This window comes from Variovorax sp. Soil_C_26 (genome assembly GCF_057657075.1).
Genome location: NZ_JBDGJC010000010.1, coordinates 74730 through 95847, shown reverse-complemented (window position 1 = coordinate 95847; position 21118 = coordinate 74730). Strand labels below are relative to the sequence as shown.

General features: G+C 70.0%; 17 protein-coding genes. 8 read left to right on the top strand and 9 right to left on the bottom strand.

The window, feature by feature from the left end:
- Positions 1-5 precede the first annotated feature (5 nt).
- The gene (locus tag AC3A6G_RS23375; RefSeq protein ID WP_487874708.1) at positions 6-476 is read left to right on the top strand and encodes a DM13 domain-containing protein; all 471 of its coding nucleotides are present in this window, start codon (positions 6-8) and stop codon (positions 474-476) included.
- 25 nt (positions 477-501) lie between these two features.
- On the opposite strand, the gene AC3A6G_RS23370 is transcribed toward AC3A6G_RS23375, so the two are convergent.
- Positions 502-1281, bottom strand: coding sequence for an exodeoxyribonuclease III (locus AC3A6G_RS23370; RefSeq protein ID WP_487863656.1), 780 nt, complete (start codon positions 1279-1281; stop codon positions 502-504).
- A 164-nt stretch (positions 1282-1445) separates the two neighbouring features.
- Between AC3A6G_RS23370 and AC3A6G_RS23365 the strand changes: the two genes are divergently transcribed.
- Complete coding sequence (locus tag AC3A6G_RS23365; protein WP_487874707.1) at positions 1446-2792, top strand: NUDIX hydrolase; 1347 nt, start codon at positions 1446-1448, stop codon at positions 2790-2792.
- Here the strand turns inward: AC3A6G_RS23365 and AC3A6G_RS23360 are convergent.
- The gene (locus tag AC3A6G_RS23360; protein WP_487874706.1) at positions 2767-6900 is read right to left on the bottom strand and encodes a CheR family methyltransferase; all 4134 of its coding nucleotides are present in this window, start codon (positions 6898-6900) and stop codon (positions 2767-2769) included. The two genes, AC3A6G_RS23365 and AC3A6G_RS23360, sit on opposite strands and share 26 nt — an antisense overlap.
- Before the next feature lie 217 nt (positions 6901-7117).
- On the opposite strand from AC3A6G_RS23360, the gene AC3A6G_RS23355 reads away from it, so the two are divergent.
- Positions 7118-7900: an OBAP family protein gene (locus AC3A6G_RS23355; RefSeq protein WP_487874705.1), complete on the top strand. Its 783-nt coding sequence runs from the start codon at positions 7118-7120 to the stop codon at positions 7898-7900.
- A gap of 167 nt (positions 7901-8067) precedes the next feature.
- Here AC3A6G_RS23355 and AC3A6G_RS23350 read toward each other — a convergent pair whose 3' ends face one another.
- Together AC3A6G_RS23350 and AC3A6G_RS23345 are read right to left on the bottom strand one after the other, a co-directional pair.
- Positions 8068-8289, bottom strand: coding sequence for a KGG domain-containing protein (locus AC3A6G_RS23350; RefSeq protein ID WP_487858682.1), 222 nt, complete (start codon positions 8287-8289; stop codon positions 8068-8070).
- Positions 8290-8386: 97 nt separating this feature from the next.
- Complete coding sequence (locus AC3A6G_RS23345; RefSeq protein WP_487874704.1) at positions 8387-8884, bottom strand: YciE/YciF ferroxidase family protein; 498 nt, start codon at positions 8882-8884, stop codon at positions 8387-8389.
- Positions 8885-9110: 226 nt separating this feature from the next.
- Here AC3A6G_RS23345 and AC3A6G_RS23340 point away from each other — a divergent pair, with 226 nt between their 5' ends.
- Positions 9111-10043: a manganese catalase family protein gene (locus AC3A6G_RS23340; RefSeq protein WP_487874703.1), complete on the top strand. Its 933-nt coding sequence runs from the start codon at positions 9111-9113 to the stop codon at positions 10041-10043.
- A gap of 27 nt (positions 10044-10070) precedes the next feature.
- Here the strand turns inward: AC3A6G_RS23340 and AC3A6G_RS23335 are convergent, their stop codons facing one another.
- Complete coding sequence (locus AC3A6G_RS23335; RefSeq protein WP_487874702.1) at positions 10071-11081, bottom strand: chemotaxis protein CheB; 1011 nt, start codon at positions 11079-11081, stop codon at positions 10071-10073.
- A 35-nt stretch (positions 11082-11116) separates the two neighbouring features.
- Positions 11117-15253 carry a CheR family methyltransferase gene (locus AC3A6G_RS23330; protein ID WP_487874701.1) on the bottom strand — a complete coding sequence of 1379 codons (4137 nt, stop codon included), beginning with the start codon at positions 15251-15253 and terminating at the stop codon, positions 11117-11119.
- A gap of 128 nt (positions 15254-15381) precedes the next feature.
- Between AC3A6G_RS23330 and AC3A6G_RS23325 the strand changes: the two genes are divergently transcribed.
- Positions 15382-15633 (top strand): hypothetical protein, encoded by a 252-nt coding sequence (locus tag AC3A6G_RS23325; RefSeq protein ID WP_487874700.1) that lies wholly within the window; start codon positions 15382-15384, stop codon positions 15631-15633.
- On the opposite strand, the gene AC3A6G_RS23320 is transcribed toward AC3A6G_RS23325, so the two are convergent.
- Positions 15603-17006: a sigma-54-dependent transcriptional regulator gene (locus tag AC3A6G_RS23320; RefSeq protein WP_487874699.1), complete on the bottom strand. Its 1404-nt coding sequence runs from the start codon at positions 17004-17006 to the stop codon at positions 15603-15605. The genes AC3A6G_RS23325 and AC3A6G_RS23320 overlap by 31 nt on opposite strands.
- Positions 17007-17134: 128 nt before the next feature.
- Positions 17135-17488: a histidine kinase dimerization/phospho-acceptor domain-containing protein gene (locus tag AC3A6G_RS23315; protein ID WP_487858675.1), complete on the bottom strand. Its 354-nt coding sequence runs from the start codon at positions 17486-17488 to the stop codon at positions 17135-17137.
- A 215-nt stretch (positions 17489-17703) separates the two neighbouring features.
- Between AC3A6G_RS23315 and rpoN the strand changes: the two genes are divergently transcribed.
- Both rpoN and AC3A6G_RS23305 read left to right on the top strand, forming a co-directional pair.
- Positions 17704-19167 (top strand): RNA polymerase factor sigma-54, encoded by a 1464-nt coding sequence (gene rpoN, locus AC3A6G_RS23310; protein WP_487874698.1) that lies wholly within the window; start codon positions 17704-17706, stop codon positions 19165-19167.
- Positions 19164-19454, top strand: coding sequence for a hypothetical protein (locus tag AC3A6G_RS23305; RefSeq protein WP_487858673.1), 291 nt, complete (start codon positions 19164-19166; stop codon positions 19452-19454). Before rpoN ends, AC3A6G_RS23305 begins: the two co-directional genes overlap by 4 nt.
- Positions 19455-19573: 119 nt before the next feature.
- Here AC3A6G_RS23305 and AC3A6G_RS23300 read toward each other — a convergent pair whose 3' ends face one another.
- Positions 19574-19855, bottom strand: a complete 282-nt coding sequence (locus AC3A6G_RS23300; protein ID WP_487874697.1) for a hypothetical protein — start codon at positions 19853-19855, stop codon at positions 19574-19576.
- Between the two features lie 355 nt (positions 19856-20210).
- Here AC3A6G_RS23300 and AC3A6G_RS23295 point away from each other — a divergent pair, with 355 nt between their 5' ends.
- The gene (locus tag AC3A6G_RS23295) at positions 20211-21116 is read left to right on the top strand and encodes a ZIP family metal transporter (RefSeq protein ID WP_487874696.1); all 906 of its coding nucleotides are present in this window, start codon (positions 20211-20213) and stop codon (positions 21114-21116) included.
- The last annotated feature ends 2 nt before the right edge of the window (positions 21117-21118 follow it).

The following is a 21118-nucleotide window of genomic DNA, read 5'->3' as shown; positions in this document are numbered from 1 at the left end:
CAGGCATGAAGAAGATCCTTCTCCTCGTCGCTTCGCACGGGATCGTGGCGGGCCTGGGCTTTGGCGCAGGCATCTATGCCTTGCCCATCCTGACGGCGCCGCCCGCACCCACGTCGGCCGAGGTTTCCGCGGTGGCCGCCCAGGCGCAGTTCACCGGCCAATTCAAGCGCGACCTGACCGACAGCGATGCCTTGCACTGGGGTGAAGGCACGGTCACCGTGAGCCGCAGCGCCGTGTCGCTGCAAGGCAAGGTGGCACCCGGGCCGGACTACAAGCTCTATCTCGCGCCGGCGTTCGTCCAGACCGAGGCCGAGTTCCTGCGGCTGAAGCCGAAGATGCTGCGCATCGGCGACGTGAAGACCTTCGAAAACTTCATTGTGCCGATGCCCGAATCAGCCGATCCGGCGGCCTACGACACGGTCATCGTCTGGTGCGAATCGTTCGGCCAGTTCATCACCGCGGCGCAATACCGATAGAGCGCAAACGCCGCTCCCCCCTCGGCTATCGCGGCAGGTCGAGCTCGACCCAGGCTGGCGCATGGTCGCTCGCGCCCGGGCGCCCGCGCACCTCGCGATCCACGTTCGCGTCGACGAGAAAGGGCGCCAGCTCCGCATTCAGCAGCAAGTGGTCGATGCGCAGGCCCGCATTGCGGGGCCAGCGGTTGCGCCAGTAGTCCCAATAGGTGTAGATCGCCTCGGTGGGGTGGCGGGCGCGTATCGCATCGGTCCAGCCCTGCGCGAGCAGGCGTTCGAACGCGGCGCGGCTCTCGGGCTGCAGCAGGGCGTCGTTGCGCCACGAGGCCGGGTTGTAGATGTCGGCATCGGTGGGCACCACGTTGAAGTCGCCGGCCAGCACCACCGGCAGGCCGCAATCGAAGAGGCGGCGTGCATGGGCCTGGAGCCGCTCGAACCATTCGAGCTTGTAGTCGAACTTGGGGCCGGGCTGCGGATTGCCGTTGGGCAGGTACAGGCAACCGACCACCACCCCGCCGACCACCGCCTCGAGGTAGCGGCTCTGGTCGTCTTGGGTGTTGCCTTCGAGGCCGCGACCCGTCTCGATGGGTTCGCGCCCGCGCGCCAGGATGGCCACGCCGTTCCATGAGCGCTGGCCGTGGAACACCACGCCGTAGCCGGCCTCACGGATCGCCGCGGCGGGAAAGTTCGCATCCGGCGACTTGAGTTCCTGCAGGCAGGCCACGTCGGGGCGGGATTCGGCCAGCCATTCCAGCAGGCGCGGGAGCCGCCCGTTGACGCCGTTGACATTGAAGGTCGCGATCTTCACGGGGAGATCATGGCGCCAAAGCTGCGCGCCCGGTGTCGGAGAACAGGCATGCAGCGCGAGTTCGCGATCCGCCAACTCGCCGGCCGGCGGCGCTGCAGGGCCGCTGACACCCAAGGACTGAGCCGCCAGGCGCCCGAGCCGCGATGGCCCGACAATCGGCGCCCATGAATTCCTCTTCCCCGGTGGTTCCGGTGGTCCCGGTGGTCCCGGCGATCCCCGCGCGCCCGATCCGCAACGCCGCCACCCTGATCCTCCTGCGCGACGGCCCGGCCGGCATGGAAGTGCTGCTGCTGCGCCGCGCCGAAAAAGCCGACGACCAGAACAGCGGCGCCAGCGTGTTCCCAGGCGGCGTGCTCGATGCCCACGACCGCGGCCTGCACCTGATGTGCCAGGGCCTCGATGACCGCGGCGCGAGCGCGCGCCTCGGCGTGGCCGAAGGCGGCCTCGACTACTACGCCGCCGCGGTGCGCGAGTGCTTCGAGGAAGCGGGCGTGCTGTTCGCCTGCGACGCCGAAGACCGGGTGGTCGAGCTCGACGGCTTCGCGCCCGGCCGGCTCGAGGCGATGCGCCATGCCGCCGAGCAAGGCACCGATGCCCTGCTCGCGATGTGCGACGCCCACGGCTGGCGGCTCGCGATCGACCGGCTCGCGTACTTCAGCCATTGGCTCACGCCGCCCGGCATGCCGCGCCGCTTCGACACGCGCTTCTTCATCGCCCAGATGCCCGCCGGCCAAAGCGTGAAGCCCGACGGCCGCGAGACCGTCGCCCACATGTGGCTGCGGCCCGCGGAGGCGGTGGACGCGCGCCGCGGGCTCAAGCTGATGAACGTGACGCGGCGCACGCTCGAAGCGCTCACGGGTTTTGCCAGCGCCGCGGAATGCATGGCGCATGCGCGCGGCCTGGCCCGCCTGCCGCTCAACATGCCGCGCCTGGCCGACGGCCCCGCCGGACGCCGCGCGGTGAACATCGACGAAGCCGCCTACGCGGAGATCGGCCTCGTCGACCCTGATGGCTCGGGCCGCGGCGGCCCCGGGCGCTATGCGCTCTCGCCCGGCGACCTGACGCAGCTCACGGCACGGATCCGCCGCGTGGCCGGCGACGGCGGCGATGCGGGACCGCACAGCTATTTCGTCGGCGCAGCGGAAGGCCCGTTCGCGCTGATCGACCCGATGCGCGCCGAAACTGCCGCCGCGGCGCCCGGGCCCGTGCGCTGGCTGCTGTCGACCGCGCCGCGCACGCCCGCAGCGGAGGCCGCGCTGGCGCAACACGCTTCGTCGTGGCCCGGCGCTTCGGTGCTTTGGCCCGCGCCCGGCGAGCGCCTGGCACTCGGCGGCGGCGCCACGCTGCAGGCAATGCAGGCCGCGCCGGGCAGCAGCACCGCGCTGCAGTTCTTGCTCGCCGAGGAGCGCGTGCTGTTCACGGGCTGCGCGATGGCCGCTGCGGCGGCCGAGGCCGAATGGCTCGCGCCGGCCAGCGGCTTCGTCGTCAGAGCTTCCCTATCGCCGCCTTGAGTTCTTCGATCGACGCCGGCTTGGGCAGGTGCGCGCTGAAGCCGGCTTCGAGCGCGCGGCGCGCATCGGAGCGGCGGCCGAAGCCGCTCATCGCAATGGCGCGCAAATCGCTCGTGGCGGGCCTGCGGCGCACTTCGGCGATGAACTGGTAGCCGTCCATCTCGGGCATGCCGAGATCGGACACCAGCAGGTCGTAGCTGTTCGCCTCGAGCAACTCGAGGCCCCGCTTCGCGCTCTGCGCCACGTCGACGATCGCGCCCTCGAGCCGCAGCACCTCGGCGAACGGCGCCAGGGCGTCGGCATAGTCGTCCACCGCCAGCACGCGCCAGCCATGCAGGTCGACTTCGGCCGCGGGCGCCTCCGCCGGCGCCGGGATCGACACACCCATGCGCGGCAGCCACACGCTGAACTCGGCGCCCTGCCCCACGCCCGGCGAGGTCACCTCGACGCGGCCGCCATGCGCGCGCGCGAGCTCCTGCACCAGCGCGAGGCCTATGCCCAGCCCGCCGTTCGACGGCGCGGTGTCGCTGTCGGCCTGGTTGAACATGCCGAACACATGCGGCAAGAATTCGGCCGCGATGCCGCAGCCGGTGTCGCTCACCGTCAGCCGGCCGTAGCCGTCGTCGGCCGACACGCGCGCCGAGATGCGTCCGCCCTCGGGCGTGAACTTGACCGCGTTGCTCAGCAGGTTCCAGGCGATCTGCTCGATGCGCACGCGGTCGCCGTCGCAGACCACGCCTTCCTCGCAATCGACCTGCAGCACGATCTGCTTGCCGCCCGCACTGCTCAGCGCCGCCTGCGCGGCGGCCTGCACCAGCTCGCCGAGGTTCACCGCCACGCGGTTGAGCCGCAGCTTGCCGGTGCGGATGCGCGACAGGTCGAGCAGGTCGTTGATGATGCGCGTCTGGCTCGCCACCGCGCGCTTGATGGTGTCGCCCACGCGCTGCACGGCCGGATCGGCGGCGGTCGCGGGCAGGTGCACCAGCAGCTCGGCGCTCATCTGGATCAGGTTCAGCGGCTGCTTGAGCTCGTGCGACATCACGGCCAGGAAGCGGTCTTTGAGTTCGTTGGCCATCTGCGCGCTGAGGCTGGCCTTCTTCTCCTTGAGCAGGCGGTGCTCCTGCGCAAGCTCGTGCTGCTTGGTGCCCGTCATGTCGCGCGCGATCTTGGCGAAGCCGCGCCCGGTCGACAGCTCGAGCGGTGTCGTCACGCCGCTGCAGAAGAAGCGGCTACCGTCCTTGCGCAGGTGCCAGCGCTCGTCTTCCGCGCGGCCGAGTTCGAGTGCGCGGCGCATCTCCCCTTCGGGCACGCCGTGCGCCCGGTCTTCTTCGGTGAAGATCGTCGCCAGGGGCTGGCGCAGCATTTCTTCTTCCGCGTAGCCGAAGATGCGCTGGGCGCCCGCGTTCCAGGTGGTGATCAGGCCGTTCTCGTCGGTCGTGATGATCGCGAAGTCGCGCGTGGTGGCCGCCACCAGCCGCAGCCGCTCTTCGCCCGCGCGCACCCGCTCCTCGGCGGCATGCAGGTCGGTGATGTCGAAGAAATTGAGGATCGCGCCCTCGATCTTGTCTTCGGCGGTGCGGTACGGAAGGATCCGCGCCAGAAAGTGCCGCCCGTCCACGCTCGTGACGTGCCGCTCGGTGGTGCGCAGGTCCTTGAAGGCCGACGCGGTGTCGCTCGCCAGCTCGGGGTAGTCGAGCCGGCTCGTGATGTCGAACAGCGAGCGCCCGATGTCGGAGGGAATCAGGTTGAACAGGCTGCTCGCATGCGGCGTGTAGCGCTTGATGTGCATGCCGCGGGTCACGAACACGGTCGCGATCTCCGACGAGGCGATCAGGTTCTGCAGGTCGTCGTTGATGTGGCCGCGCTCCTCGACCTTCATCTTGAGCTCGTAGTTGACGGTGACGAGCTCCTCGTTCATCGACTGCAGCTCTTCCTTGCTGGTCTCCAGCTCTTCGGTGGCCGAGCGCAGTTCCTCGTTGATCGCCTGCAGTTCCTCGTTGGACGCCTTGAGCTCCTCGTTGGGGGTCTCGGAGCTTTCGATGGTCTCCTGCAGGTGCATCTTCAGCTGGCGCACCTCGTCTTCCATCTGCCCGATCAGCAGCTCGCGCGCCGCGTGCGCGGGCTCGCCGCCTTCGGGGCGCATGCTTTCCTCGACCTCGTCGAACACCACGAGCGTGAGCTGCGGCGCGCCTTGGTCGTCCTGCTGCAGCGGGCGCACCGTGATGTTGAGGAACGCCTGGCGGCCGTCCTCGCGCTTCTGCAGCAGCCGCGTCTCCACGCTGCGGGCCGTCTGCCCGGCCTTGAAGAGCGCGGTGCGCAGCTCGAGCCGCAGGTCGGGCCGCACGTTGTTGAGCAAGTTGTTCGACGGCTCGCCGCCGGCGCGCTCGAGGAAGCGGCCGACGCCGTTCGAGAGGTGGAGCACCTCGTGCTGGCCGTTGATGAGCACGCTCGGCGGCGAGAACTGCTCGAGCGCGCGCTGGTGCAGCTCCGAGAAGCGGGGCCGATCGGGGCGCTTGGGCGTGCGCGGCGCCTGGACCGCGCCGGCGCCACCGGGCCGCGGTGGCGCATCGCTGATGAGCGGCAGCTGGCGCCCTGCCGTCGGCCCCGGATTCGCGCGGTAGATGCGGCTCTTCTTGTCCACGGCCGTGAACATGCTCCCGACCGCATCGATCGACTCCGAGGTGCCGAGAAACAGGTAACCGCCGGGCTTGAGCGCGATGCGGAACATCTCGAGCACATGGGCCTGCGCCGCACGGTCGAGGTAGATCAGCAGGTTGCGGCAGCAGATCAGGTCGAGCCGCGAGAACGGCGGGTCGCGCAGCAGGTTGTGGAGCGCGAACAGCACCGGCTCGCGCACCACGGTGGCCACCCGGTACTGGACCTGGTCGGCCACGAAGTACTGCCGCAGCCGCGAAGGCGAGAGGTCTTCCGCGATGCCCTGCGCATAGAGGCCCTTGCGCGCCGAGGCGATGGCGCGTTCGTCGATGTCGGTGGCAAAGATCTGGATGTCGAGCGGCTTGGACTGCGCGTCGATCCCCTCGCGCAGCAGCATGCTCAGCGAGTAGGCTTCCTCGCCCGTGGCGCAGCCCGCCACCCACGCGCGCACCTGCTCGCCCGGCTGCATGCCCTCGATCAGCGTGGGCAGCGCCTCGCGCGCGAGCGCCTCGAAGGCGTCGGGGTCGCGGAAGAAGTTGGTCACGCTGATGAGCATGTCCTGCAGCAGCGGGGTCGCTTCCTCGGGATGCGCCTTCAGGAAGTCGCGGTAGGCCGGCAGGTCGGCCACGCGGTTCACCTGCAGCCGGCGCTCGATGCGGCGCAGCACCGTGGCGCGTTTGTAGTGGCGGAAATCGTGGCGGGTGTAGGTGCGCAGCAGCGCCATGATCTCCTGCAGCGCCTCTTCGGCGAGCGCGGCCGCCGCCTGAGCGCCGGGCTCTTGGCCGGCCGCTGCGGGCTCGTTCGCGCTGGGCAGCCGGATCTGCTTCGCATTGCGCCAATGCTCGACGAGGCGCTGGCCCATCTGCCCGGCCGGCAGCACGATGTCGACCATGCCGGTCGCGATGGCCGCGCGTGGCATGCCGTCATGTCCTGCATCCTCGGGCGACTGCGCGATCGCGAGGCCGCCGTTCTCCTTCACGCGCGTGAGGCCGACCGCCCCATCGCTGCCGGTGCCCGACATCACGACGCAGACGGCGCGCCGGTCGTGCACCTCGGCCATCGTGCGGAAGAACACATCCACCGCCACGTGCGGGCCCTTGATGCGCTTGCTGGCAACGGGCTGCAGGTGGCCGTCGTTCATCATCAGCTCGACACCCGGCGGGATCACGTAGACGTGGTTGGCGCGGATGGGCACCACCTGCGTGACCTGCGTCACCGGCATCGAGGTGGCACGCTGCAGTATCTCCGGGGCATTGCTCTGGTGCTCGGGCGACAGGTGCAGGATGACGGCGAATGCCATGCCGGGCTCGGGCGGCAGCCCTTCGAAGAAGCGGATCAGCGCCTCGAGCCCGCCCGCGGAGGCGCCGATGCCGACCACGGGCATGTCCAGCGTGCTCGGCACGAGTTCGGGTTCGTTCGAAGAAGACGGCGGGGGCGTGCTCGGTTTTGGCATGAAGGTGTCGTTGCGCAGCCGTGGCTTCCATGGCCCCCGGCGTGTGGCGTTCCAGCTCCGATTTTGCCCCCCGAAGGGGCGCAACGCGCGACCATGCTGTCCGCGATACCGGATTCGCACTGATCCTACAGCCGCTCGCGACGGTCGCTTGCCGATGCGGCAAGCCCGCGGCGCATGGTCGCGGGTCATGCCCACCCGCTTCACGAGGTTCTCGGCCATGCGCCCTTCCACCCCAGCCCTTGCCATCACCATCACCCTTGCCACGGGCGCGCTGCTCGCGGGCTGCGGCGGCAGCAACACCGCATCCAACGTCGAAGCGCCCGGTGCCGGTACGGGCGCGAAGACCGCCGCGCTAGAGAAAGGCGCCGCGGCGCTGCAGGACAAGCCGCCGATCGAGGCGCTCAACGCCTACCTCGACGGCTTTCACTTCTACAGCGGCAACCTGAAGGCCCAGATGGAGGCACACCACTACTGCGCCGTGCTCAACGAGGAGCTCATCCAGTGCATGATCTACGACGGCAACACCCGAGCCGCAAAGATCATGGGCGTCGAGTACATCGTGAGCGAGCGCCTGTTCCAGACGCTGCCCCCGCAGGAAAAAGCGCTCTGGCACAGCCATGTGCACGAGGTCAAGTCGGGGCAGCTGATCGCGCCGGGCATTCCGCAGGCAGCCGAGCACGCGCTGATGCAGAAGCTGGTCGGCACCTACGGCAAGACCTTCCACACCTGGCACACCGACCTGCAGAAAGAGCTGCCGATCGGCATTCCGCAGCTCATGATGGGGTTCACCGCCGACGGCCAGATCGACCCCGCGATGGTGGCCGAGCGCGACAAGCGCTTCGGTGTCGACTCGATGGAAAAGAGAAAGCAGCGCGAAGACATTCCGTCGCCCCCGATCGCCGAAGGCGCCGACAGCTGGCTGAAGGGCACGCCGGTGCAGATCGCCGATCCCACCGGTACCGAGCACCAGCACCCGAAGGGCGCGCAGGCGGGCCGATAGACGCTGCAGGAACAGCAGTCGCGGCTGGTGCCCGACCGGGCAGCTGAACCGCTGCGGCAGCGCTCGTCAGCCGCCGCCCACTCCCACGTTGACCTTGCCGGTGCCGCCGCAGGCCGTGCAGCGCTCGCCACCGTCGCCCGCGCCGATGCCCGGCGCGGGCACGACGGTCATTCCGGCTGCGGCTGCGGCTCCGGCGGCACGGCCGACGCCATGGCACGCGCGGCAAGGCTCTTGGCGCGCGCACTTCGCGCTTCCTCAGGGGTGAACTCGTGGGCCAGCCCCAGACGGTGCGCGGCACGCCCGCCCTGGCGCGCAATCTCCCGCTGGCGCTTGGGGTCCATCCTCGCAAAACCGCGCGGGGCGCGCGTGCGATCTTGTTGATCGTCCATTGAAGTGCTTTCCTTCGATCCGCGAAACAGTGCGGGCCTGTGCGCGCAACCCTTGCGCGCCGACCCGTTCACCGGCAAGCGGCGTGCCCGCTCGCCCTCAATCGGCAGTAACGGCCTTCTGCACCGCCTGCGCTTCGGCCAGCGCGCTGAGCTTGCCGTCGGTGGCGGTCTCCTCGGCCAGCGAGGCTTCGAGCAGCTCGATGGCGTCGGTGTGGCCCAACTGCTTGGCCAGCGTGCACAGCGAGTGGTAGCCGGCAATCTCGTAGTGCTCGACCTTGCGCGCGGCGCCGATCAGTGCCGCGTCGAGCACCGGCCCCTTCTCGATCTGGTCGATCAGCGAATCGCCTTCCTCGACGAGGCCGGCCATGCCTTCGCACTTGATGCGTTTGAGCTTGATCTTCAGCAGTTCGGCGATCTGCTCGATGCGCTCGACCTGGCCGCGCGTCTCTTCCAGGTGGGTCTCGAAGGCCGAGGCGAGGCCTTCGTCGGTGGCGGCGCGCGCGAGCTTCGGCAGCGACCTCGTCATCTGCTTCTCGGCACTGTAGGTGTCGGAAAGTTCGTGGACGAAGAGATCGGAGATGTTCTTGACGGGCATGTGACTTCCTTCGAAAAAGTGAGGTCGGTGGATGAAAGAAACGCGGGTAACACGCGGCGATGTTTGGGACGTGCGCGCGAGGTCCAAGCAAGGCCGTTTCGCGTCGGCGTGTCAGCCGCCGCCGCACGCCAGAGGGCACGCCGCTTGCCCGCAAGAAGCTGCGGCGGCGCCGAGCGCGCAGCCGTTCGATCGACAACAGACCCCACTCAACAAAGGAGCAGTCCCCATGTTCTCTCACAACAAGCGCCTGCAATACACGGTGCGCGTCAGCGAGACCAATCCCGGCCTCGCCAACCTCATGCTCGAACAGTTCGGCGGTCCTCAGGGCGAACTCGCGGCGGCCTGCCGCTACTTCACCCAGGCGCTCGGCGAAGACGATCCCGGCCGCAAGGACATGCTGTTCGACATCTCCACCGAGGAGCTGAGCCACCTCGAGATCATCGGCACCATCGTCGGCATGCTCAACAAGGGCGCCAAGGGCCGGCTCGCCGAAGGCGTGGAGGAGGAAGGCGAGATGTACCGCACCATCACCGGCGCGGGCAACGACAGCCACATCACGCAGGTGCTCTACGGCGGCGGCCCGCCCCTGGTCAACTCGGCCGGCGTGCCGTGGACCGCGGCGTACATCGACACCATCGGCGAACCCACGGCCGACCTGCGCTCGAACATCGCGGCCGAGGCGCGCGCCAAGATCGTCTACGAGCGCCTGATCAACCTCACCGACGACCCCGGCGTGAAGGACGCGCTGACCTTCCTCATGACGCGCGAGATCGCGCACCAGAAGTCGTTCGAGAAGGCGCTGTACGCGATCGAGCCGAACTTTCCGCCGGGCAAGCTGCCGGGCGATCCGCGCTTCACCAGCGTGTACTTCCGCATGTCGAAAGGCGACGCGGACCTGCGCGGGCCGTGGAACCAGGGCGAGCGCTGGGACTTCGTGCCCGTCACCCAGGACTCGGCGCCCGTGGACGGCGGCGACGGACTCGCGACCGTCGAGCTCGACGACGCCGATGCCGCCACGCTGCAGCAGATGGCCGAGCGCACGCAGTCGCAGCCCGACGGCGACCCGCTCACCGGTGCCGAGCTCGGCATGGGCGAAGGGCCCGCGTCCGGCCCGGCCGACAACGGCCCCACGCCTGCCGCCAAGAAGAAGGCGAAGTAGGTAAGTAAGAAAAGAAGGCGCCGCGCCTCAGCGCACGGCGAAGCCCGACGGGCTCGGCGCCTTCAGCGTGAGCTTGCGCAGCGCGGTGCTCACGGCCGCCAGGTCGTCGGCCTCGCGCAGGCTGCCCTCGGGGTCGCCGGTGCCGTCGTCGCGCTGCATCGCGGCCAGGCGGCGCAGGATCGATTCCTTCTCCTGCAGTGTGCGCAGGCTGGTCCAGAGCGCGCCGTCGGTCACTTCTTCCTGCGTGGCCGCCAGGCTGCGCAGGCTGAAGGCGTGGCCGGTGTGGCAGCGGTAGCGCACCGGCCGCTTGTCGTTGAGTTCGAACAGCACGCCGCCGCAGTCGGGGCACGTGAACATCGAGGGCTCGGCAATGGCTTTGAGCTTTTCCACGGTGGATCCTCCGAGACCGATTTCATATTCATCGCGCAGCGCCGCGGGCACGGCCGCAACCGCCGTGTCGTTGCGCTGGCGCGCCAGCTGCATCAGAAGCCCCGGCAGCGCCGCGAGCTTCACCACGTGGTCCACCTGCACGGCGGCGATCGCCGCGCGCGGCATGCTGGGCTCGTGCGCCTCGGCCGGGTCCTGCACCACCGCGACGCCACCGCAGTCCTTGATGGCGCGCAGCCCCGCGCTCCCGTCGTCGAGCATGCCGGTGATGACCACGCCCACGGCGTTCGGCCCGCACGTGAGCGCGACGGAGCGGAACAGCGGATCGATGGCGGGGCGGGCATGGTGTTCCTTGGGCCCGCGGTTCAGGCGGATCACGCCGCCGTCGAGCAGCATGTGGTGGTCGGACGGCGCCACGTAGATCGTGCCGGCGGCAGGCACGTCGCCTGACCTCGCCTCGACCGCGCGGTTGGGCCCGCGCGCGTCCAGCAGCGACGCCAGCTGGCTGCGGTGCGCGCCGATGTGCTGCACCACGAAGATCGGTGCCGGAAAGCCGGCCGGCAGCGCGGGAACGAGCTGGAGCAACGCATTGACGCCGCCCGAAGAGGCACCGATGCAGATCGCTTGCAGGGAGGAAGAAGACTGGGACATTCCTGACATGCTGGCAAACGGCGTGCCTGCGGCCGTCAGCCCGACACGCGCCAGTTGCGCAGCAGCCGCTGCACGTCGCCCAGGGCCACGGGCTTGACGAGATGCTCGTCGAAGCCGGCCGCCAGCGCCATCTGCTTGTCTTCGGGCTGGCTCCATCCCGTGGCGGCCACCAGCAGCATCGCGCGTCCCCAGGGGTGCGAGCGGATTCGCCGCGCCACCTCGTGGCCGTCGAGCCCCGGCATGTCGACGTCGAGCACGGCCGCGTCGGGGCGCAACGCCTCGGCGATGCGCAGCGCGTCGATGCCGTTCTCGGCCGTCTCCACGTGGAAGCCCGAGATCGACAGCACCCGCGCCATGCCCCAGAGCGCATCGGCGTTGTCATCGGCCAGCAGCACGCGCAAGGCCCGCTCCGACGCCGGCGGCTGTCCGGGCCCCGGCGGCGGCAGGTTCGCCACGCGCTCGGCACCGGCGGCCTGCGCCTCGCTGCGCGCGAGCGGAATGCGCACCGTGAAGCGGCTGCCGTGCCCGCTGCCCGCGCTCTCGCCCATGACGCTGCCGCTGTGCATCTCGACGATGCTGCGCACCAGCGCCAGCCCGATGCCAAGCCCGCCGGCCGCGCGGTCGTGCGAACGCACGCTCTGCGTGAACATCTCGAACATCGCCTGGACGGTATCGGGCTCCATGCCGATGCCGTTGTCCGTCACCGTGAACACCGCCTCGCGCGCCGCGGCGTCGGGGTGCATCGACAGCAGGATCACGCCGCGGTCGGGCGTGTACTTGGCCGCGTTCGACAGCAGGTTCGACAGCACCTGCGTCAAGCGCATCGGGTCGGCGTCGAGCCTGACTTCCTCGGCGCTGACATCGAGCTCGAAGGTATGGCGCCCGAGCTCCATCAGCGGCCGCGTGGCCTCGACGGCAGCCTCCACCACCGCCTGCGCCGTCAAGCGTTCGCGGCGCAGCGCGAGCCGGCCCATGCGCAGGCTGGACACGTCGAGCAGGTCGCCGAGCAGCGCCTTCATGGCCGAGGCCTGCCGCTGGATCACACGCGCGGCGTGCGCCTGGTCGGGCGTGAGCTGGCTTTCGGGCGCCAGCAGCTGCGCCGCGCCGCTGATCGACGCGAGCGGATTGCGCAGCTCGTGCGAGAGCACCGCGAGAAAGCGGTCCTTGGCGGCATCGGCCGCTTCGAGCGCTTGCTGCGCCGCGCGCTGCTCGCTCTGGTCGCGCAGCACCTTCACCATGCCGATCACCGCGCCATGACCGTTGTGCATCGGCATGAGCGCGCCGCTGGCCCAGAAGTGCGAGCCGTCCTTGCGCTTGTGCTGGCGGTCGTCGGCCGCGCGCCCTGCCGCCAGCGCGGTGCGCGCCTCTTCCTCCGGCGCGCCGGCCGTGCGGTCTTCCTCGGTGAAGATGATGTCGGCCGAGCGCCCGAGGATCTCGGGCTCGGTGTAGCCGAGCAGCCGCTGGGCGCCGGTGTTCCAGCTGGTGACGCGGCGCGCCATGTCGACCGAGAAGATGGCGTAGTCGACCGCGTTCTCCAGCATCAGCCGCAGCCGCTCCTCGCTCTCGCGCAGCGCGGCCTCGGCGGCCTTGCGCTCGGTGATGTCGACGAAGCTCAGCACCACGCCGGCGATGCGGTCTTCGATGGTGCGGTAGGGCCGCAGGCGCGCCAGGTACCAGGTGCCCTGGTCGTCGCCGACCTCGCGCTCGCAGGGCAGCAGCGTCTCGAGCACGCGGTGCGCGTCGTCCGGCAGCTGCGGATAGTCGAGCGAGGTCGCCAGGTCGGAGAGCGGGCGCCCGACGTCGGCGGCGATCAGCTTGAACACCGCGGCCGCGCTGGGCGTGAAACGCGTGACGCGGAATGCCCGGTCGAGGAACACGGTGGCGATGGCGGTCGCGTCCATCAGGTTCAGCATGTCGCTGTTGGCCTGGCCGAGGTCGTCCACGCGGCTCTTGAGCTCCTGGTTGACGGTGGTGATCTCCTCGTTGATCGACTGCAGCTCCTCGCGGCTGGTCTCGAGCTCCTCGGTGGTCGACTGGAGCTCCTCGTTCATCGCATGCAGTTCCTCGTTGCTGGCCTTGAGCTCCTCGGTCGAGGTCTCGTACTGCTCGACGGTCTCGCGCAGCTGCTGCTTCAGGCGCTCCACCTCGCGCTCGAGGTGGCCGGCGACGGAGGCAGGGTCGGCGCGCGGCACCACGACGACCTCGCGCAGCTCAGCAGCCGCTTCGCTGGAGCGCAGCAACACCAGCAGCGCACCCCCGAGTTCGTCCACCGGCACGACCTGCACGGCCACCTCGACATCGCGCCCGCCGAGCCGCACATGCACCGGCGCCACATCCACCGGCTGCCGCCGCTCATGGGCCTGGTAGAGCGCGGTCTGCAGCTCGGACCTGAGCTCGGGCACGATGGCGCGCACCACGTTGCGCGACGGCTCTCCGCCGCTGAAATGCAGGAACGCCGTGGCGGCGGGCGAGATATGCAGCATTTCGTGCTCGGCGTCGAGCAGGATCGACGGCGGCCCCAGGCGGTCGAGCAGCTTCAGGTGCAGCTCGGCCCAGCTCATCGCGCGCGTGCCGCCATAGGGTGAGAGCGCGATGCGCGGCAGCGGTGCGACATCGCCGTCCGCCCGCGGTGCGGCTGCGAGCCGGCGCCCGGTGCCCCGGAGCGCCGGGAGCGCCGGCCGGGGCACGTCCTGCTGCACATAGAGGCGGTGTGGCTCGTCGACCGCGGAGAACAGCGAGCGCTGGTCTTCGGCCGATTCCTGCGGACCGAGGAAGAGCAGCCCGCCCGACTGCAGCGAGAAGTGCAGCTTCGCGAGCACTTTGGCCTGCGCCTGCCGATCGAGGTAGATCAGCAGGTTGCGGCAGCAAACGAGCTCGATGCGCGCGAATGGCGAGTCCTTGAGCACGTCGTGCACCGCGAACAGCACCATTTCGCGCAATTCGCGCCGTATGCGCCAGCCGCGCGGCTCGCGCACGAAGAAGCGGCGCAGCCGGTCGGCCGGCAGGTCGGCCTCGGCGCTCGAATAGATGCCCTCGCGCGCGGTGCGGATCGCTTCTTCGTTCAGGTCGGTGGCAAACACCTGCACCGCCGGCGGGCTCTCGAGCGTCTGCGCATGCTCGCTGAGCAGCATGGCCACGGAATACGCCTCCTCGCCGGTGGCACACGCGGCCACCCAGACGCGCACCGTGTCGGTCGCGGTCTTGCCGGCGAACAGCGCCGGCAGCCGCGCCTCCAGCGCCTCGAAGCAGGCCGCGTCGCGGAAGAAATTGGTCACGCTCACGAGCATGTCCTGCTGCAGCGCGCCGGCCTCGCCCGGCAGGGTGCGCAGGCACTCCAGGTAGGCCGCGAGGTCGCTGACGCCGTTCACCTGCATGCGCCGCGCGATGCGCCGCAGCACCGTGGCGCGCTTGTAGTGCGCGAAGTCGCGTCCGGTGCGGTGCCGCACGAAGGCCATCACTTCCCTGAAGGACGACTCTTCGTCGCGCGCGGCTGGCGACACGCCCGCGCCGCCTTCCTGGGCCAGCTCTTCGGCCGGCAACCTGAGTTGCGACTCGATGCGGCGGTAGGCCTGGATGCGCGCGGCGATCTCGCCGACCGGCAGGGTCCAGTCGACCATGCCGGTGGCGATGCACGCCAGCACCATCGCGGCGTGGCGGGCTTCCTGCGGCGCCTGCGCGATGGTGAGCCCGCCGCGCTCCTTGATGCGCTTGAGGCCGATCGCTGCGTCCTCGTGCCGGCTCGACAGGACCACCGCCACCGCGCTCGGGCCGTGGCTGTCGGCCAACGCGCGGAAGAACATGTCGATCGCCGTGTGGGCGCCGCGCGCCGACGCCAGCGCCACCGGCTCGATGCGTTCGCCGCGCAGGCGCAGCGTGCTGCCGGGTGCCGCCACATGCACCGTGTCGGCCTGCATGCGCTCGCGCGTGTCGACCGGCAGCACCGGCATGCGGGTGGCGGCCCGCAGCATGTCGAGCACCGGCGCGCGCTCGGGGGCTGCGCAGGGATGCAGCACCACCAGGTAAGCCATGCCGGTCTCGGCCGGCGTGGCCTCGAAGAAGGCGCGCAGGGCTTCGAGGCTGCCGGCGCAGCCACCCAGGCCCACCACGGGCAGCAGCCGCCCGCGGCGCGGCGGGGCCGCGTCGTCGGCAGGATCGGCGTTCAACTCATCCAATGCGCTTTCTCCTGGTTGCAAGCCGCCATCCGCCGACCGGGTCCCGGAGGCGGCACGCAGTTTGCCGGGTGCCGGAGAGGCCGTGCACGAGAACCCGAACAAAACGCCTCGTGCGCCTGGAGGTATGCATGAACGAACTCAGCCATTACTTCACCCACCATCCACTCGAGAATCCAGCGAACTACCTGGGAACCGACTTCGACCCTGCCGGCGCCGCGGCCTACAGGCTGCGGCTTCAAACCTGGCAGGAGAGCTACCGCGCGCGTCCGCCCATCCTGCACGAGAGGCAGCCTTCGGGCGCCGCATCATCAGGCCGGCGGCACGGGCCGCTGCACACCGCCGCGCCGCCTCATTCGCGGTACTCCTTCAACCTGTTGTAGAGCGTCTTCATGCTGATGCCGAGCAGCGCCGCAGTACGCTCCTTGTGTCGCCCGCAGTGCTCGTAGGTGGCCAGGATCACCTGCCGTTCGATGTCGGCGAGCTGCGTGCCCACCTCGACCACCAGCCGGCTCTTCCCCGCATCGAAGCCACCGGCGGCCCTCTCGGACGCGCCGCCTGGCACTGTCGGCGGCCACGCGTCGGGCGCCTCGGCCGCCGCGTCTGGTTGGGGGAGCCATTCCTCGTCGATGTCGTCACCCGACGCCATCACCCAGGCCCGCTGCACCACGTTGCGAAGCTCGCGCACGTTGCCGGGCCAGGCATAGGCCTGCAGCCGTGCCAGCGCTTGCGGCGTGAACTGCTTGGCCCCGCCCTCCTGGCGTACGAGATCCTGCAGGAAGCTGCTGGCGATCCGCACCACGTCCTCGCCGCGCTCGCGCAACGGCGGCAGGGAGATCGGGAACACGTTGAGGCGGTAGAGCAGGTCTTCGCGGATCGCGCCCTGGGCCAGCGCCTTGCCGGTGTCGCGGTTGGTGGCCGCGATGATGCGCACGTCGGTCTGCTGCACCTGGGTCGAGCCCACGCGCATGAAAGTGCCGCTCTCGAGCACCCGCAGCAGCTTCACCTGAAGCTCGAGCGGCATCTCGGTGACCTCGTCGAGAAACAGCGTGCCGCCATGCGCGCGCTCGAAGAAGCCCTGGTGCTGGCGCTCGGCGCCCGTGAAGCTGCCGCGCTCGTGGCCGAAGATCTCGCTCTCGACCAGGTGCGGCGACAGCGCACCGCAGTTCACCGCCAGGAACGGCTGCTCGCGCCGCCGGCTCAGGTCGTGCACCGCGCGGGCCACCAGCTCCTTGCCGGTGCCGCTCTCGCCATGGATGAACACCGACACCGCGGTGCCGGCCACGCGCGAGATCTGGCGGTAGACGCGCTGCATCGGCTGCGAGCGCCCGATCAGGTGCCCGAAGTGCCCGGTCTCGCGCCAGAGCTCCTGCACCTCGTCGAGCTCGGCGCGCAACTGCGACGGCGCGATCAGCCGCGAGAGCAGCCCCTTGAGGTGTTGCGGATTGATCGGCTTGACGAGGTAGTCGGCCGCGCCGAGGCGCAGCGCCCGGATCGAGGTCTCGAGGCTCGCCTGGCCCGTCATGAGCACCAGCACCGTGTCCTTCACGATGTCAGGATCGTCCAGCAGGTCGAACCCGTTGCCGTCGGGCAGGTGCAGGTCGAGCAGCAGCAGGTCGGCCCGCTGCATCGCGAGCATGCGGCGCGCGGCCGCGATCGAGTGGGCGTTCATCACCGTGTGCCCCTCGCGCGCAATCAGCGCGCCGATCATGCGCGCCGAATCTTCGTCGTCTTCAACAATGAGTGCGTGGCCCAATTTGTTCCCCGGCTTGCTGCCTGCCCTGCGCTCTTGCCTGCGCCCGCGCCTTGATTGCTTGCTTGCGTTGCTCCGCGTCACTCCCTGAAACTCGAGCCTGCCTCGCGGGCAGGCGTTCGCCGGACAGCTCAATCGGCCATGCCTTGTGCGAATTCGTGCACTCGCTCTGTCAGCGAGGTCATACGAGCGACCTGGCGTTCGAGCACCGCCATCGCTTCGTTGCGCGTGGCGTCGTCGTCGGCACTGCGCAGCAGCTCCAGCGCCACGGCCATGGCGCCCACGGGGCTGCGCAGGTCGTGCTCGAGCCGCCGCGCCGCCTCTGCGCGTGCCGCCTGGCGCCGTGCATGGTCGGCCAGCGCCAGGTGGGCCGCCGCGGACGAGCGCGCCTGGCGCGCGCACACGAGCCCCAGGCTCAGCAACAGCACGCCCGCGCCGGCCAACTTCGCCCACGCGCCCTCGTTCCCACTTGCCGGAATTTTCATTGGCCGGAGTGTGCTGCAAGCGCAGGCGGCTGTCTCTACCCTGCCGGTCCGCAAGATTTACCGCAAGGCTTTCTGCCGGTGCCGGGGTCCGGCCCGATTTTCGCGAACTTTCGAGTTACTGATCAAGCCGATTCCGGCCCCCGCGGCGCTGGCACGTCCGTTGCGCAGGACCGTCTCCCTGCCGACCGCCCCGCCAGGCCAACACACGGAGATCCATGAACACTTCCATTGCCATGCAGGCCCGCCAGATCCAGGCGCCGGTCTTCTCGCGCCGGCTGCAGCAGGCGGTGCGGCTGCTCCAGATGTCGTCGCTCGACTACGCGCAGGCGCTGCGCGAAGCGGCCGAGCTCAATCCCTTCCTCGAAGTCGATGCGGCCTCTCAGGACGGTACCGAAGCGGGGGCCGTCGTGGCGGCAGACACGGCCGAGGCCGCGCCGGCGCTCGCCGACCATGCCAGTGATGCCGCCGCCTTCGACCGCCTCACCGCCGCGCCCGCCACGGGCGAACGCCACCTGTCGCACGACGAGAGCTTCGACCTGATGCAGCGCGTGCCGCTGCCCGATTCGCTGCGCGCTCACCTGCATGCGCAGCTCGGCGTGCTGCGGCTGTCCGAGCGCGAAGCCGCCTTCGCGCAGGCGCTGGTCGAGGCCCTCGACGAGGACGGCTACCTGCGCATCTCGCTCGAAGAGATCGGTACCGCGCTCGGCGAATGCCATGCCGACGCCGAACAGGAGCTGCGCACCGCGCTGCGGCGCGTGCAGGCGCTCGAGCCGACAGGCGTGGCGGCGCGCGACCTGGCCGAATGCCTGTGCCTGCAGCTCGATGCGATTGCCGACGACGGCACGCGCCAGCTGGCGCGCCGCATCCTCGAACAGCACATCGCGCTGCTCGCCGCGCGCGACACCGGCCGGCTCGCACGCGCACTCGGCGCCGCGGCGCACGAGGTGCAGGCCGCAGTCGACGCCATCCGGCGCCTGAACCCGCGCCCGGGCTGGCAGTTCGGCGAGACCGGTGCGCGTTTCGTGGCGCCCGACGTCACCGTCCGGAAGGTGGCCGGCGCGTGGCGCACCGCGCTCAACCCCGGCGCCGTGCCGCGCGCGCGCGTGAACGCCGACTACGTCCAGCTGTTCGAGAAGCACGGCGGCAACCGCTGCCCCGCGATGAAGGAATGCCTGGAGCAGGCGCGCTGGATGGCGGGCAACGTCTCGCAGCGCGCCGCCACCATCCTCGGCGTGGCGCGCGCCATCGTCGCGCGGCAGAAGCTGTTCCTCGAGCACGGCCCACTCGCGATGAAGCCGCTGGGCTTGCGCGAAATCGCAGACGAGGTGGGCGTACATCCGTCCACCGTGTCGCGCACCGTGCACAACAAGTACATCGCCACGCCGGTCGGCGTCTTCGAGCTGCAGTATTTCTTCTCGCGTGGGCTCGCGCATGCGGCCGGCGGCGCGAGTGCGCCCGTGGCGCTGCAGGGCCTGATCCGCGAGCTCATCGCGGTGGAAAAGCCGGTGGCACCGCTCAGCGACGCCGCGCTAGCGCGCCAGCTCGCGCAGCAGGGCTTTCGCATTGCGCGCCGCACGGTCACCAAGTACCGCCAGAGCATGAACATCGACCCGTTCGAACGCCGCCGCGAGGCCGTTCGGCGCCACGGCAATCCCTTGACGATGGAGCAACCGCAATGAGTGCACGCGAACCTGCAGCAGCGGGCGGCGATCCGGGGGCCGGCGATCGCCACGATTTCGCCTACCGCGGCTGGCGTTTCATCTACAGCGCGCGCCGCATGGCCACGGGCGTGTACCGCCCCGTCGTGGTTTGCCTGGGCCAGGGCGCCGGCCACCGCGAACAGGCGCTGCCCGACGACACCGACGAGATCGGCTATGCCAGCGAGGCCGAGGCGTTGCGCCATGCCGAGCAGCAGGCGATGCGCTGGGTGCACGACAGAACAGGCGACGGCCAGGGACAGTTCTAGAGGACCAGGACGCCCCCCGAAGCGGCTCACTTCGTGTAGCCGCCTCCCCCCACTGGGGGGCGCACCCGGTGGCCGGGCAAAGCCCGTTCCACGGGTGCCCTGGCTTGGGCCGGGATGGCTCAACGGCGGGCGGGCGGAGCTGCCGCGCCGTGCAACGCGCAGGCAGCGCGGCCTTCGGCGGTGATGGCGGTCACGATCGCACGCGCGATGCGGCGTTCGCCCGTGCGCAGCACCACCGTGGGTTCCGTCTGCGCCTGCAGCAGCAAGGCGCTGCGCAGCGCGAGGATCTTGTCGATCTCATCGGGTTCCGAGCACACCACCGGCAGTTTCCGGCGCGAGAGTTGTTCGAGCAGTTCGTAGCACTCATTGGCGCGGCCCGCGCGCCGCCGCGATCTTTTCATGGCAGTTATCCAGCATCGAGAAAGAAGGAGTCGGTCCGGAAGCAATGCGCTTTCCGGCGCTCGATGGGAGCGGCAATCGGCATGCCCGAGGCAGACATGCGCGGGCACGCGCGGCTGCCTCACGGCAGCTGAGCAAACCAAAGCTCAATGCCTCATGCGATGGAGGCGCATGTAGTCTGCATTTGCAGCCCACACGAGAAACGCTCCTACGCGCGGCCACATTCGCCGCACCGAATCTTCATCCAGGGTGAACAAACACCGGCTCGACAACCTTTTCTCTCGTGGGTGCGAGTTGGGCGGCGGCCATCAAGGTCGCCGCTCCTTTTTTTGCGAACACCTTTCTTCTGGTTCCAAGATGACGACCCTCGAACTGCTGTTCGCACGCGCCGGCCGGAGGCGGTCCTGGCGCCGGCTGCTTGGCCTTTGCATCGTCGCGGCCGGCGTGGTGTTTCTTTTGCTCGAAGCATTCGAGGCGGTGGCATTGGGCGATGCCCGCGTGCGCGGTGCGCTGCTCGGCGGTTCGCTGGCCGCGCTGGCGACCGCGCTCGGCACGCTGCCGGTGCTGCTGTCGCACCAGTTCTCGCAGCGCACCTTCGACACCATGCTGGGCTTCGGCGCTGGCGTGATGCTCGCAGCCACATCGTTCTCGCTCGTCATTCCGGCCCTCGAGGCTGCCGGCACGCAGGGCTTCGGCGCCTGGGGCGCGGGTGGCATCGTGGGCGGCGGCGTTCTGCTGGGCGCGGCGCTGCTGCTGGCGATCGACCGCGTCGTGCCGCACGAGCATTTCATCAAGGGCGTCGAAGGGCCCCGGGCCGTCAAGCTCAAGCGCGTCTGGCTGTTCGTGCTGGCGATCGCGCTGCACAACCTGCCCGAGGGCCTGGCGATCGGCGTGGCCTTCGCGGGCTCCGATCCGGTGGCCGCCACCGCGCTGGCCACCGGTATCTCGATCCAGGACGTGCCCGAGGGCATGGTCGTGGCGCTCGCGCTGCGCGGCGTGGGCTACGGGCGGCTGACATCGGCGGGCCTGGGCGTCGCGTCGGGGCTGGTGGAGCCCGTGATGGCAGTGCTCGGCGCCACATTGGTCACGCTGACCGCGAGCCTGCTGCCCTGGGGCCTGGCGCTCGCGGCCGGCGCGATGCTGTTCGTCATCAGCCACGAGATCATTCCCGAGTCGCACCGCCAGGGCCACGAGGCCTTCGCCACCGGCGGGCTGATGGTCGGCTTCGTCGTGATGATGGTGCTCGACACGGCGCTCGGATGAGG